Annotated in this window: 12 protein-coding genes and 1 pseudogene; 2 read left to right on the top strand and 11 right to left on the bottom strand. The window is 71.6% G+C overall.

Translation table 11 applies throughout. The features are described 5' to 3' along the window. Window position 1: 1 nt before the first annotated feature. Both rplC and rpsJ read right to left on the bottom strand, forming a co-directional pair. Window positions 2-646, bottom strand: a complete 645-nt coding sequence (rplC, locus tag HHL19_RS11905) for a 50S ribosomal protein L3 (RefSeq protein WP_043230269.1) — start codon at window positions 644-646, stop codon at window positions 2-4. 13 nt (window positions 647-659) lie between these two features. Then, window positions 660-968: a 30S ribosomal protein S10 gene (gene rpsJ / locus HHL19_RS11900; RefSeq protein WP_003948644.1), complete on the bottom strand. Its 309-nt coding sequence runs from the start codon at window positions 966-968 to the stop codon at window positions 660-662. Window positions 969-1,460: 492 nt separating this feature from the next. Between rpsJ and HHL19_RS11895 the strand changes: the two genes are divergently transcribed. Continuing rightward, complete coding sequence (locus HHL19_RS11895) at window positions 1,461-2,327, top strand: hypothetical protein (RefSeq protein ID WP_169088476.1); 867 nt, start codon at window positions 1,461-1,463, stop codon at window positions 2,325-2,327. A gap of 12 nt (window positions 2,328-2,339) precedes the next feature. Here HHL19_RS11895 and HHL19_RS11890 read toward each other — a convergent pair whose 3' ends face one another. The 3 genes and pseudogenes from HHL19_RS11890 to HHL19_RS11880 all read right to left on the bottom strand — a co-directional run. Next, on the bottom strand, window positions 2,340-3,584 hold the full coding sequence (locus tag HHL19_RS11890) for a DUF6596 domain-containing protein (protein WP_169088474.1): 1,245 nt from the start codon (window positions 3,582-3,584) through the stop codon (window positions 2,340-2,342). Then, a complete protein-coding gene (locus tag HHL19_RS11885) occupies window positions 3,581-3,943 on the bottom strand; it encodes a YciI family protein (protein WP_169088472.1) in 363 nt (120 codons plus the stop codon). The genes HHL19_RS11890 and HHL19_RS11885 overlap by 4 nt, the downstream gene beginning before the upstream one ends. A 147-nt stretch (window positions 3,944-4,090) precedes the next feature. Continuing rightward, a pseudogene (locus HHL19_RS11880) lies at window positions 4,091-4,673 on the bottom strand (glutamate dehydrogenase); the annotation flags it as partial. A 230-nt stretch (window positions 4,674-4,903) separates the two neighbouring features. Between HHL19_RS11880 and HHL19_RS11875 the strand changes: the two are divergent. Continuing rightward, window positions 4,904-6,883: a PIG-L family deacetylase gene (locus HHL19_RS11875; protein WP_346768292.1), complete on the top strand. Its 1,980-nt coding sequence runs from the start codon at window positions 4,904-4,906 to the stop codon at window positions 6,881-6,883. A gap of 137 nt (window positions 6,884-7,020) precedes the next feature. On the opposite strand, the gene tuf is transcribed toward HHL19_RS11875, so the two are convergent. From tuf to HHL19_RS11845, 6 genes are all read right to left on the bottom strand, one after another. Beyond that, window positions 7,021-8,214, bottom strand: coding sequence for an elongation factor Tu (tuf, locus tag HHL19_RS11870; protein ID WP_169088468.1), 1,194 nt, complete (start codon window positions 8,212-8,214; stop codon window positions 7,021-7,023). 160 nt (window positions 8,215-8,374) lie between these two features. After that, window positions 8,375-10,501, bottom strand: coding sequence for an elongation factor G (gene fusA, locus HHL19_RS11865; RefSeq protein WP_169088466.1), 2,127 nt, complete (start codon window positions 10,499-10,501; stop codon window positions 8,375-8,377). A gap of 39 nt (window positions 10,502-10,540) precedes the next feature. Then, window positions 10,541-11,011: a 30S ribosomal protein S7 gene (rpsG, locus tag HHL19_RS11860; RefSeq protein WP_030494244.1), complete on the bottom strand. Its 471-nt coding sequence runs from the start codon at window positions 11,009-11,011 to the stop codon at window positions 10,541-10,543. A gap of 2 nt (window positions 11,012-11,013) precedes the next feature. Then, the gene (gene rpsL / locus HHL19_RS11855; RefSeq protein ID WP_003948652.1) at window positions 11,014-11,385 is read right to left on the bottom strand and encodes a 30S ribosomal protein S12; all 372 of its coding nucleotides are present in this window, start codon (window positions 11,383-11,385) and stop codon (window positions 11,014-11,016) included. Window positions 11,386-11,637: 252 nt separating this feature from the next. Next, window positions 11,638-12,456, bottom strand: a complete 819-nt coding sequence (locus tag HHL19_RS11850) for a hypothetical protein (RefSeq protein ID WP_169088464.1) — start codon at window positions 12,454-12,456, stop codon at window positions 11,638-11,640. 266 nt (window positions 12,457-12,722) lie between these two features. Continuing rightward, entirely contained in the window at window positions 12,723-13,166 is a 444-nt protein-coding gene (locus HHL19_RS11845; RefSeq protein WP_169088463.1) for a helix-turn-helix transcriptional regulator, read from the bottom strand. Window positions 13,167-13,255 lie beyond the last annotated feature (89 nt).

The following is a 13,255-nucleotide window of genomic DNA, read 5'->3' as shown; positions in this document are numbered from 1 at the left end:
CTCAGGCCCCCTTGGCCGCGGTGCGGACCAGGACGAGGCCGCCGTTCGGACCAGGAACCGCGCCCTTGATGAGCAGCAGGCCCTTCTCCGCGTCAACGGCGTGAACGGTCAGGTTCTGGGTGGTCACGCGCTCGTTGCCCATGCGGCCGGCCATGCGCATGCCCTTGAAGACACGGCCCGGGGTGGCGCAGCCACCGATCGAACCGGGCTTGCGGTGCACGCGGTGGGCACCGTGGGAGGCCTTGCCACCACGGAAGTTGTGGCGCTTCATGACACCGGCGAAGCCCTTGCCCTTGCTCTTGCCGGTCACGTCGACCTTGATGCCCGCCTCGAAGACCTCGGCGGTGATCTCCTGGCCGAGGGTGTACTCGCTGGCGTCAGCGGTACGCAGCTCGACGAGGTGACGGCGCGGGGTGACGTCGGCCTTGGCGAAGTGGCCCTTGAGGGGCTTGTTCACCTTGCGCGGGTCGATCTCGCCGAAGGCGATCTGGACCGACTCGTAGCCGTCGACGTCGTTCGTACGCACCTGGGTCACGACATTGGGGCCGGCCTTGACGACGGTCACCGGGACGACCCGGTTGTTCTCGTCCCAGACCTGCGTCATGCCGAGCTTCTCGCCCAGGATGCCCTTGATGTTCTTAGCCATCTCGCGCGTCACCTCAGAGCTTGATCTCGATGTCGACGCCAGCCGGGAGGTCGAGACGCATCAGCGAGTCAACCGTCTTCGGCGTGGGGTCGAGGATGTCGATGAGGCGCTTGTGCGTGCGCATCTCGAAGTGCTCGCGCGAGTCCTTGTACTTGTGCGGCGACTTGATGACGCAGTACACGTTCTTCTCAGTGGGCAGCGGCACCGGGCCCGCGACCGACGCACCAGTGCGGGTCACCGTCTCGACGATCTTCTTCGCCGAGGAGTCGATGACCTCGTGGTCGTAGGCCTTGAGCCGGATGCGGATCTTCTGTCCCGCCATGGCTACTTCGTAGTCCTGTCTCTTTGTTAACGCCCTGGAACCCGGTCGGTTCGCGTTCTTCCTCCGACCCACGCGGTCGGGCGTGTCGCACTCCCTCTACGAAGAACTCCCGAAGGATTTCCCAACCAAGGGGGTGCGGGCCGAAGACCGCGGTGCGGGGGTGAACACCCACCGGACGCCTGGCTGGTACCCCGCTGACACTTCCCGGAAGATTCCCGTACGTCCGCCCCAAAAGGAGCGACGAGTACTGTGGGACTCGCTTCCGGTCCTCCCGGCGGGAGGCGCGCAGCATCGGCACTCAACCGAGCAACCCCGCTAGTCTGCCATACGGCCCCTGCGGGCCGCCAATCGGGGTCGAAGACTGTACCCCACGTCACGTACGGGTACACGCAGGGGGCGCGCGGGGTCCGGGACGCGCCGACTTCACCCTCCGGGGTGGTCATATCCCAAAGGCATATTCCGAATCGTGTCGGCGGTCGTACGTTGCGCCCCATGGTCACTTCCTCCCACGAAGCGTCCCACCGGATCTTCCAGGACCGCCCGGAGCTCCTCTCCCCCGTCTTCCGGGTCCTGGGGCTACGGCTGCCGCCGAAGGCCGCGGTCGAGGTGCTGACGCCTTCGCCCCAGGTCGACAGCGTGCTGCGGATCAGCCCCTCCGAGGGGCCCGGCTTCCTGCTCGCGATCGAGACCCGCGTCCGGCGCGATCCGGAGCAGGCGTCGGGCTGGACGCATCACCTCGCCCACCTCAGAGCCAAGTACGACGTCCCCGCCCTGCTGCTCGTCGTCTGCCAGGACCGGGCGACCGCCCGGTGGGCCACCGGCCCGTTCCTCACGGGCATCGACGGCTGGACGGCGCTGCGGACGCACCCACTCGTCCTCGGGCCCGACAACGTGCCCGTCATCACGGACCCGGAGGAGGCGGGACGGAACCTCGCCATGGCCGCCTTCTCCGCCATGACCCACGGCCACGACCAGGACCTCTCCACCATGCTGGAGGCACTGGCACAGGCCCTGTCGACGGCCGAGCCGGACTCGGTCGCGTACTACTCGGAACTGCTGGAGATCGGCCTGGGCGACACCCCGGCCAGGAACACCTGGAGGCACCTGATGCGGCACGTGGGCAGCTTCTTCCCCGGGCGGGGCACGCTCGTCGAGGAGACCTTCCTGGAGGGCCAGGCCAAGGGCCAGGCCAAGGGCCAGGCCCAGGCCGTGCTCCGCGTCCTGCGGGCGCGCGGGATCGACGTTCCCGAGGCCGTCGCCGAGCGGGTCACCGCCGTGACCGACCCCGACGAGCTCGACCTCCTCCTCGACCGCGCGGTCACCGCCGCCTCCGCCGAGGAGCTGTTCGACGCCGAGTAGGCGGTACGAGCCTCAGCCCAGCCCCCGGGCCCGCTCCGTCAGGTGGCGGCGCTCCGGGGCGCTGGACGTGCGGCGGGCCGCCTCGCGGTACGCCTCCGCCGCCGCGGCCCGGTCACCGGTGAGCTCAAGGAGGTGCGCGCGGGTCGCCAGGAGCCGGTGGTGGCGGGCGAGGCGCTTGTCGGCGGCGAGGGTGTCGAGGAGGGCGAGCCCGGCCCCGGGTCCCTGGACCATGGCGACCGCGACCGCCCGGTTCAGGGTGACCATGGGGTTCGGGGCCGCGTGCTCCAGGAGTTCGTACAGGGCGAGGATCTGCGGCCAGTCGGTCGCGTCCGCGGACTCCGCCTCGTCGTGGACGGCCGCGATCGCCGCCTGGAGCTGGTACGGGCCCACCCGGCCCAGCGGAAGGGTGCGGCTGATCAGGGCGACGCCCTCGGCCACCAGGCCCGCGTCCCAGCGGGTCCGGTCCTGCTCGGCCAGCGGCACGAGCTCGCCGTGCGGGCCGGTACGCGCCGGGCGGCGGGCGTCGGTCAGCAGCATGAGGGCCAGCAGGCCGGCGGTCTCGGCGTCGTCCGGGACGAGCCGGCACAGCAGCCGCGCGAGCCGGATCGCCTCCGTCGACAGCTCGGGCGCGGTCAGCTCCTCCCCGCCGCTCGCCGTGTACCCCTCGTTGAAGACGAGGTACAGCACGTGCCGGACCTCGGCGAGCCGGGCGGTGCGGTCCTCCCCCTCCGGCAGGGCGAGCGCGTCCCCCGCGGCCCGTACGGTCTGCTTGGCGCGACTGATCCGCTGCGCCATCGTCGCCTCCGGCACGAGGAACGCGGCGGCGATCTGCGCGGTGGTGAGACCGCCGACCGCGCGCAGGGTGAGCGCGATCCGGCTGGACGGCGACAGGTCCCGGTGGCAGCAGAGGAAGAGCAGCGCGAGCGAGTCGTCCGCGGCCCCCTCCCCCGCCTCGTCGGCGGCGGGCGCGAGCAGCTCCGCCGCCGGGGTGGCCAGGGCCACGGTGTCCTCGCGCCGCCGGCGGGCGACCTCGCTGCGCACCTGGTCGACGTACTTCCGCTGGGCGACGGTCAGCAGCCACGCCCCCGGCCGCTCCGGCACCCCCTGCCCCGGCCACTGCCGCGCCGCCGCGATCAACGCCTCCTGGACGGCGTCCTCACACCCGTAGAAGTCCCCGTGCCGACGGACGAGCGCGCCGAGGACGCGCGGGGCACACGCCCGCAGCACGTCCTCGACGCCGGCCTGCTCCGTGCTCACAGATCCGCCGCGGACTCGTGGAGGATCGGCCAGAGCTCTACCGGGTCGGTGTCCGCGAAGGGCATGTCGGCGGCGATCTGCTGGGCGCGTTCCAGGGAGTCGCAGTCGAGGAGGTAGAAGCTGGCCAGGTACTCCTTGGTCTCCAGGTAGGGGCCGTCGGTGACCGTCGGGGCGCCGGCCTCGCGGCGGATCAGCTGGGCGGCCGCGGCGTCGGCGAGGCCGTAGGCGCCGAGGAGTTCGCCGGTCTCGCGGTAGCGGCGGTTGAAGGCCTCCTGGCGGGCGATCGCCTCGGGCCAGGCCTCGGCCGGGAAGGAGTCCCACTTGGCCTGGTTGCCGTAGATCATCGCGACGTACTTCATGGTGGGTGTCCTCCCCGTACCCGCGCGCCCCTGTGACGCGCTGTCACCCTACGGTCGGAGCCGCCGCGCCGGTCTCGACAACGCCCCGGAGAAATCTTCGGAGAAGGTCTCCCCGGGCGCGCGCATCAGATCACGCCCTGCGCGACCGCCGGGGGTGCCGTAGCGGTCGGCGGTCTCGACGCGGGTGCGGTGGAAGTCCGTCATGACGGCCTCCGGCTCCTCGACGCGGGCCGCGGACCAGGACGTACGGGAGTGGTTCTGGTTCTGGGCCGTCTCCAGGGCGACGGCCTTGGCGCCGTCGCGGATCAGGGCCGCCGCGTCGGACCCGTTCCGTTCGTTCTGGGTGGCGGAGGGGAGGGGTCACGTCGGCGGGGACCTCCCGGCCCCGGCCGCCGGGGACGAAGCGGGCGGAGGCGCCGCGCCGTTCGGCGTCGTCGGCGGCCCGGCCGCGTTCGGCCTCCTTGATCTGCTTCAGGAGGGCCAGGTCGGTGCCCTCGTCGTCGTGGACGTGACCGCCGGAGTCGGAGACGACCGCGGTCCGGCCCTCCGGGTCCTCGCCGCGCTCGCGCAGCATCGCCGTGGCGAAGAGCACGCTGCCGTGACCCGTCGCCTCCGGCCGGATCGCGGAGCCGCCCCGGCCGGTGCCCTTGCCGGTGAGGACGCCGGCCTCCCAGCGGTCGGTGATCGGCCGGTACCGGCCGAAGGGGCAGCCGATCTCCCGGCCGGCGATGACGGCCAGTTCCTCGGCGCGTTCGCGGGCGGCCTCCAGGGTGGCGCGCGCCCTGGCCTCGGCCGCGGCCCGTACCCCTTCCGCGTACGCCCCGGCCGCCTCCCCGGCCTCCCGGGCCGCCACGCCCGCCGCCTCCGCGACGGCCCGGGAGGCGTGCGCGGCGGCGGGCAACCCGGGCCCCGCGCCGCCCGTCTTGCCAGGGACCGACCTTGGGGGAAGGGCCATCCGCCGTGCACCGACCGTCCCGCCGTACGCTCCTGGCCGCCGCCGTGACCACGGCGCTCGCCGCGGGCTGCTCCGTGCCCGCGGCCCCGCGCCGGACCTCCCCGGCCGCGGACCCCGCGCCGGGCAAGCCGTTCGCCGGCGGGGAGCCGCGCCGCGCGCTGCTGCTCCAGATCGTGGCCCACCCGGACGACGACCTGTACTTCATGAACCCGGACGCGCAGCGGCTGCTCGACGCCGGGGTGCCGCTGGTCTCCGTCTACGTGACGGCCGGCGAGCACACCGGCGTCAACCGCGTCGAGGGCATGCCGAGGACCCCGCCGGACCGGGCCGCGTACTCCTCCGCCCGCCGCCAGGGCCTGCGGCAGAGCTACGCCCGCGCCCTCGGCCTGCCGCTCTTCACCCCCTGGCGCCGCGAGGCGCTGGCCCTCGGCGGCGGCCGGACGGCCGAGCGGGCGGTGCTCGCGCACGGCGGGCGCCGGGTCGAGCTGGTCCACCTCGACCTGCCGATGCACACCCCGCGCCGGTACATGGCGCTGCCGGCGCTGTGGGAGGACCGGGCCCTGGAGCTGTCCGCGCACCGCTCGGCGGGCTCGCCGGTCGCGCGCCCGGGGACGTACGACCACGAGGGCCTGGTCGCGGCGCTGACCGGGCTGCTGCGGCGCTACCGGCCCACCGTGGTGCACACCCTCGACCCGGACCCGGACGTCCAGCCGAGCCCCGAGGCGGTCCGCCGCCGGGACTCCGAGCAGCCGGGCTACTCGGACCACGGGGACCACACGGCGGCGGCCTGTTTCGCCTGGTCGGCGCTGGTGCGCTGGGTGGCGGAGGAGATACGGGACGGGGCCCCGGTCCCGCTCTTCACGGCGGCCGCCTTCCGCGGCTACTACAACCGCCACTGGCCCAAGAACCTGCCGCCCGCCGTGCTGGCGGGGAAGGCGGCCCGCCTGGTGCCGTACGGCGGCGACCCGTCCTGGGAGTGCGGCAATCCGTCGGGGTGCGGCGACTACGGCGTCGGCGGCGACCGGCCGCTGACCAACCGCAAGGGCTGGGTCCGCTCCACCCACCGCCGCTGGCCGGGCCCGGGCCTCGCGCTCGCCGCGGAGCCGGACGGGCGGCTCGCCGCGTACGGGGTCCTCGGGCTGCGCGCGGTGCGGTGGCGGGAGTCCGCGCCCGGGGTGTGGGGCGGTCCCGAGGACCTGGGCGGCGGCCCGCTGGCGCCGGGCCTCGGTTCGGCGGTGCTGCCGGACGGGCGGGTGCTGCTCCTCGGGGTGCGGTTCGCGGCCCTGGAGGGGCACGGCGGCCCGAACCGGCGGGAGGTGGTCGTCCTGGAGCAGCGCTCCCCCGGCGGCCCGTTCCTCGCCTGGCGCGGTCTCGGCACCCCGGACCTGGGGGCGGACCGCAGCCGCCGGCTCGGCGCGCCGGTGGCGGTGGCGGATCCGGACGGCCGGGTGCGGCTGTACGTGCGGAACGCGGCGCGGGGCGTCGCCGAGCGGGTCCGCGAGCCGGACGGTTCCTGGGGGCCGTGGCGGACGCTTCCGGGTGACGCCGTCGTGCAGGACGGTTTCGCCGTCTCGACGGACCCGGACGGGCGAACGCATCTGTACGCGGCGGGGCCGGAGGCCGTACGCCACTGGGTGGACGGCCGGGAGGCGCCGGGCGCGCTGCCGCTGTCGGGTTCGACGGTGGCGAGCGCGGCCGGCGGGCTCTACCACCGGCCGCCGGCCTCGGCGCGGCTGCTCGGCCCGGACGGCGGGGACGCGGGCCTGGACGGCTACGGGGAGGTGCGGGCGGCGCGCTCGGCGGCGCTCGGCACGGTGCTGCTCGGCACGGACGCCGAGGGCCGGGTGTGCGTCCGGGCCGGCGGGCGGCTGCGTACCCGGAGGGAGGAGCCCGCGGCGGTGGCGGCCGCGCTGCACCTGGGCGCCGGCGGGGTGACGGTGGTGGGGCTCGGCCCGGACGGCCGGCCCTGGTCCTGGCGGCCGTAGGAGGTCGCCGTGCGAACGGCGCCAGGAAAGTGTCGCCGGGAACGTGTCGCCGGGAACGCGAGAAGGCCCCGCACCTTCCGGTGCGGGGCCTTCCCTCACTGCTAGCAGCTCGTACGAGCTACCAGGTCAGTTCAAGATCAGGCAGTGATCTTGACGACCTGGCCGGCGCCGACGGTCCGGCCACCCTCACGGATGGCGAACTTGAGGCCCTCCTCCATGGCGACGGGCTGGATCAGCTCGACGGACATGGAGGTGTTGTCGCCCGGCATGACCATCTCGGTGCCCTCGGGGAGGGTCACGACGCCGGTCACGTCCGTGGTACGGAAGTAGAACTGCGGGCGGTAGTTGTTGAAGAACGGGGTGTGACGGCCACCCTCGTCCTTCGACAGGATGTAGGCCTGGGCCTCGAACTTGGTGTGCGGCGTGACCGAACCCGGCTTGATGATGACCTGGCCGCGCTCGACGTCCTCGCGCTTGATGCCACGGAGGAGCAGACCGACGTTCTCACCGGCCTGGCCCTCGTCGAGCAGCTTGCGGAACATCTCGATGCCGGTGACCGTGGTGGTGGTCTTCTCGGTCTTGATGCCGATGATGTCGACGGTCTCGTTGACCTTGAGGACACCACGCTCGATACGACCGGTGACGACGGTGCCACGACCGGTGATCGTGAAGACGTCCTCGATCGGCATCAGGAACGGCTTGTCGACGTCACGCTCGGGCTGCGGGATGGACTCGTCCACGGCCTTCATGAGGCCGAGGAGCTTCTCGCCCCACTCCTTGTCGCCCTCGAGGGCCTTGAGCGCCGAGACACGGACGACCGGAAGGTCGTCGCCCGGGAACTCGTACTCGGAGAGGAGCTCACGGACCTCGAGCTCGACGAGCTCCAGGATCTCCTCGTCGTCCACCATGTCGGCCTTGTTCAGGGCGACGACGATGTACGGAACGCCGACCTGGCGGGCCAGGAGCACGTGCTCCTTGGTCTGCGGCATCGGGCCGTCGGTGGCGGCGACCACGAGGATGGCGCCGTCCATCTGCGCGGCACCCGTGATCATGTTCTTGATGTAGTCCGCGTGACCGGGGCAGTCGACGTGGGCGTAGTGACGCGACTCGGTCTGGTACTCGACGTGCGCGATCGAGATCGTGATACCGCGCTGGCGCTCCTCGGGAGCCTTGTCGATCTGGTCGAAGGCCGAGGCCTCGTTGAGCTCCGGGTACGCGTCGTGCAGCACCTTGGTAATGGCGGCCGTGAGGGTCGTCTTACCGTGGTCGATGTGACCGATGGTGCCGATGTTGACGTGCGGCTTAGTCCGCTCGAACTTCGCCTTCGCCACTGGGGTCCTCCTGTGGAGTGGTTCTGAACGCCTTGCTTCATCGGCGCCAGGTGATCTTTGCTGGGGTGCCGCCCGGCAGGGGGTATCCCTCTCGGGACGGCCCCCCACCGGTCGGTGTCAAGCCTAAAGCGTGTGGACGCGGTGCGTTGAACGCGGTGCGTTACTCGCCCTTGGCCTTCGCGATGATCTCCTCGGCGACGTTCCGCGGAACCTCGGCGTAGGAGTCGAACTGCATCGAGTAGCTTGCGCGACCCGAGGTCTTGCTGCGGAGGTCGCCGACGTAGCCGAACATCTCCGACAGGGGCACGAGGCCCTTCACGATGCGGGCACCGTGACGCTCCTCCATGGCCTGGATCTGGCCACGGCGGGAGTTGATGTCGCCGATGACCTCGCCCATGTAGTCCTCGGGCGTGGTGACCTCGACGGCCATCATCGGCTCAAGGAGCACGGGAGAAGCCTTGCGCGCGGCCTCCTTGAAGGCCTGCGAGCCGGCGATCTTGAACGCGAGCTCGGAGGAGTCGACCTCGTGGTAGGCACCGTCGAGAAGAATGACGCGGACGCCCGTCATCTCGTAGCCGGCCAGGATGCCGAACTGCATGGCCTCCTGCGCACCCGCGTCGACCGAAGGGATGTACTCCTTCGGGATGCGGCCACCGGTGACCTTGTTCACGAACTCGTACGACGCCTCGCCGCCCTCGATGGGCTCGATCGCGATCTGCACCTTGGCGAACTGACCGGTACCACCGGTCTGCTTCTTGTGGGTGAAGTCCACACGCTCGACGGCCTTGCGGATCGTCTCGCGGTACGCGACCTGCGGCTTGCCGACGTTCGCCTCGACCTTGAACTCGCGACGCATGCGGTCGACGAGGATGTCGAGGTGGAGCTCGCCCATGCCACCGATGATGGTCTGGCCGGTCTCCTCGTCCGAGTGGACCTGGAAGGAGGGGTCCTCCTCCGCGAGACGCTGGATGGCGACACCCAGCTTCTCCTGGTCACCCTTGGACTTGGGCTCGATCGCGACCTGGATGACCGGCGCCGGGAAGTCCATGGACTCCAGGATGACCGGGTTCTTCTCGTCGCACAGCGTCTCACCGGTGGTGGTCTGCTTCAGGCCCATGACGGCGACGATGTCGCCGGCGCCCACCGAGTCGATCTCCTCACGCTTGTTCGCGTGCATGCGGTAGATCTTGCCGATGCGCTCCTTCTTGCCCTTGACGGAGTTCAGCACCGCGGTGCCGGCCTCCAGGCGACCGGAGTAGATCCGGACGAAGGTGAGCTTGCCGAGGTGCGGGTCGCTCGCGATCTTGAACGCGAGGGCCGACAGCGGCTCGTCGTCGGACGGCTTGCGCTTGACGACGACCTCGGCGTCCTTGACGTCGTGGCCCTCGATGGCCTCGACGTCGAGGGGCGACGGCAGGTAGCGGACGACGGCGTCGAGCAGGGGCTGAACGCCCTTGTTCTTGAACGCGGTGCCACAGAACACCGGGGTGACCGTGGTGTCGCCGCCCTTGCCGGAGGCGATGGTGATGCGACGGATCGCGGTGTAGAGCTGCTCCTCGGTGGGCTCGACGCCCTCGAGGAAGAGCTCCATGAGCTCCTCGTCGTTCTCGGCGACGGCCTCGACGAGCTTGCCGCGGTACTCCTCGGCGAGCTCCTGCTTGTCGGCCGGGATGTCGACGGTGTCGTACATCTCGCCCTTGGTGGCCTCGGCGGACCAGACGAGGGCCTTCATCTTCACGAGGTCGATGACGCCCTCGAAGTCGGCCTCGGCACCGATCGGGAGCTGCATGACGATCGGGGTCGCACCGAGGCGGCTCACGATCATGTCGACACAGCGGAAGAAGTCGGCACCCGTGCGGTCGAGCTTGTTGACGAAGCAGATGCGCGGAACGCCGTAGCGGTCCGCCTGACGCCAGACGGTCTCGGACTGGGGCTCGACGCCGGCCACGCCGTCGAACACGGTCACGGCACCGTCGAGCACGCGCAGGGAACGCTCCACCTCGACGGTGAAGTCGACGTGACCCGGCGTGTCGATGATGTTGATCGTGTGGTCGACGTTCTCGAGCGGCCAGTGGCAGGTGGTGGCAGCGGACGTGATCGTGATGCCACGCTCCTGCTCCTGCTCCATCCAGTCCATCGTGGCAGCGCCGTCGTGGACCTCACCGATCTTGTACGAAACGCCGGTGTAGAACAGGATCCGCTCGGTGGTGGTCGTCTTGCCCGCGTCGATGTGGGCCATGATGCCGATGTTGCGCACCTTGGCCAGGTCAAGCGAAGTGGTAGCCATAAGGCTTCAGTCTTCTCTCGGTCTCGATGGGGGTTGCGACTACCAGCGGTAGTGCGCGAAGGCCTTGTTGGACTCGGCCATCTTGTGCGTGTCCTCGCGCTTCTTGACCGAAGCACCCAGGCCGTTCGAGGCGTCCAGGAGCTCGTTCATGAGGCGCTCGGTCATGGTCTTCTCGCGGCGGGCGCGGGAGTAACCGACGAGCCAGCGCAGCGCGAGGGTGGAGGCACGACCGGGCTTGACCTCGATCGGCACCTGGTAGGTGGCGCCACCGACACGGCGGGACTTGACCTCGAGAGCCGGCTTGACGTTCTCGAGGGCGCGCTTCAGCGTGACGACCGGGTCAGCACCGGTCTTCTCGCGCAGGCCCTCCATGGCGCCGTAGACGATGCGCTCAGCGGTGGAGCGCTTGCCGTCGAGCAGGATCTTGTTGATCAGCGACGTGACAAGAGGAGAACCGTAGACCGGGTCGATGATGACCGGGCGCTTCGGGGCGGGGCCCTTACGAGGCATTCTTACTTCTCCTTCTTGGCGCCGTAGCGGCTGCGGGCCTGCTTGCGGTTCTTGACACCCTGGGTGTCGAGGGAGCCGCGGATGATCTTGTAACGAACACCAGGCAGGTCCTTCACACGGCCACCACGCACGAGCACGATGGAGTGCTCCTGCAGGTTGTGTCCCTCACCCGGGATGTAGGCCGTGACCTCGATGCCGCTGGTCAGACGCACACGCGCGACCTTACGGAGGGCCGAGTTCGGCTTCTTCGGGGTGGTCGTGAACACACGCGTGCAGACGCCACGGCGCTGGGGCGAACCCTCGAGTGCGGGCGTCTTGTTCTTCTCGACCTTGTCCTGCCGGCCCTTCCGGACCAGCTGCTGGATCGTAGGCACTACTTCTCCGGTTTCTGTGTGCCGTAAGTACTACTAACCTGGAACATTCACCGACCCACGCGGTCGGGCGTGTCGGATCCGGTGGACCTTCCGCTGAGCGCGGAAAGGCGCGGATCACGGTGGCCGATCTTGGACTCACCGTGCGGTTGTGGACACGCACAGGAGCCCAGGCACACCCCAGGCACAAGGCATGAGCGTACCTATCGCACGGACTGCGGTCAAAAGAAAAGCCCACGCCGTCAACATCTCGGGCTATTCCGGTCCGGCCTCACGCTCCGGCCCCGGCCGCGACTCCCGTTCCGGCTCCGGCCGCGGGTCCTGCCGCGGGTCCGGCTCCTGGGGGCGGCCGGGCTGCGGGCCCCCGCCCGGAGGGCGGCGCCGGGGGCGGTCCGTCGCGTCACCGGACACCGGGCCTCGCCGGGTGCCCCTCCCCTGAGGGGAGGCGAGGCGCGGGATCGTCGGCACCTTGGACTTCCGGCTCTTCGCCTCGAACGCGGGCGTGCCGCCACGGGGCCGCGGCGGGGCCGAGCCCGGCACCGCGTCGGCCGCCGGGTCGTCCTCCGGGTCGGCCGCCGCCGGCCCTCCGGTCGCGGCGCCATGCCCCGGGGGCGGCTCCGGGAGGATCCTCTCCCCCGGATCCCGGGCCGGAACCGAGGCCGGGTCCGGGACCGAGGCCGGGTCCGGGGCGGACCCGGTCCGCTCGGCCGAGGCCGCACCCCCCGCCCCGGCGCGGTCGCCCGCACCGGAGTCGGCCCGACCGCGGGGGAAGGGGATCACCGCGGCCTGGCCGGGCAGCCGCCCCACCAGCCGCAGAGGAGGCGCTCCGGCGCGGCGCCGGGCTTCCTCCAGGGCGATGGCGTACGCCTCCGCCGCGTCACGCCAGCCACTCGCGTAGGCGGCCGCCTCACGCCGGTCGAGCTCCTCGCGCAGGATGACCTCGACCTCGTCCGGGGCGTGCCCTTCGAGGAGCTGGCCGAGAAGGGCCAGCAGGCCCGGCAGGTCCTCCGAGGGAGGCGGCAGGTTCGGGGGCGGCATGGTCGCCGCGGCATCGCCGTCGTCGGGTGGCGACACTTCGCCCCCCTCGCCACCGCGACGCTCACGCTCCTGCCCCACTGCCTCACTGCCCCCGCCCGCCGGCCCCGACCTGCGTCACACGAGGCGGGGGAACGGATCGCAACAGCGTACTCGGGCGCCTCGGCCGACGGCGAAGCAGGCGGCCGACGGCGGAGCCGACGGCGGGGTGGACGACGTGACGGACGACGTGACGGACGGCGGGCCGGCGGCGGGGTGGTGGGCTCCGGGACGGGCGACGCCGGGACGGGCGGGGCGCGGGCGGATCAGTCCCGGACCGCGGGAGCGTGCCGCACCGCGGGCGAGGGCGGCAGGAACTGGCCGGCCACCCGGATGAACATCTCCCGCTGCTCGGCGGGGACACCGAGGGCGGCAGCCGCCTCCTCCAGGGTGAGGCGCGACCCCTCGGCCGCCACGGCCGCCCGTTCGGTGGTGTCGTCCGGAAGCGGCAGGTCCTCCTCGGTGAGGCGGCCGGACCGGATGAGCATGTCCCGCACGGGCACGCCCAGCACGTGGGCGAGGCGCCGCGTCGTCTCCAGGTCGGGCATCGACTGGCGTTGGAGCAGGCGGGTGATGGCGGCGCGGTGCACGCCGGCTTCGTCCGCGAGGCGGGACTTGCCCCCGCCCCGGGGGCTGTCGATGTCGAAGCCGCGGCGCCGGATGAGCTCTTCGATCCAGGCGGCGAACTGGTCCAGGTCACTGGCGGTCATGGTGGGTCGCCTCCCTCCGAAGCGGACCTCAGAATATCGCGCTTGCGCGCACAGAATTACGTGCTCCTGCGCGCGCACGGTGCTGATTC

Source organism: Streptomyces sp. R302 (assembly GCF_012927245.1).
Lineage (GTDB): Bacteria > Actinomycetota > Actinomycetes > Streptomycetales > Streptomycetaceae > Streptomyces.
This window is presented reverse-complemented; position numbering and strand designations above follow the sequence as displayed.

Coding starts and splice junctions, on each gene's coding strand:
- rplC (WP_043230269.1), bottom strand. CDS start 646: ATGGCTAAGAACATCAAGGGCATCCTGGGCGAGAAGCTCGGCATGACG.
- rpsJ (WP_003948644.1), bottom strand. CDS start 968: ATGGCGGGACAGAAGATCCGCATCCGGCTCAAGGCCTACGACCACGAG.
- rpsG (WP_030494244.1), bottom strand. CDS start 11,011: ATGCCTCGTAAGGGCCCCGCCCCGAAGCGCCCGGTCATCATCGACCCG.
- HHL19_RS11845 (WP_169088463.1), bottom strand. CDS start 13,166: ATGACCGCCAGTGACCTGGACCAGTTCGCCGCCTGGATCGAAGAGCTC.
- HHL19_RS11895 (WP_169088476.1), top strand. CDS start 1,461: ATGGTCACTTCCTCCCACGAAGCGTCCCACCGGATCTTCCAGGACCGC.
- HHL19_RS11885 (WP_169088472.1), bottom strand. CDS start 3,943: ATGAAGTACGTCGCGATGATCTACGGCAACCAGGCCAAGTGGGACTCC.
- fusA (WP_169088466.1), bottom strand. CDS start 10,501: ATGGCTACCACTTCGCTTGACCTGGCCAAGGTGCGCAACATCGGCATC.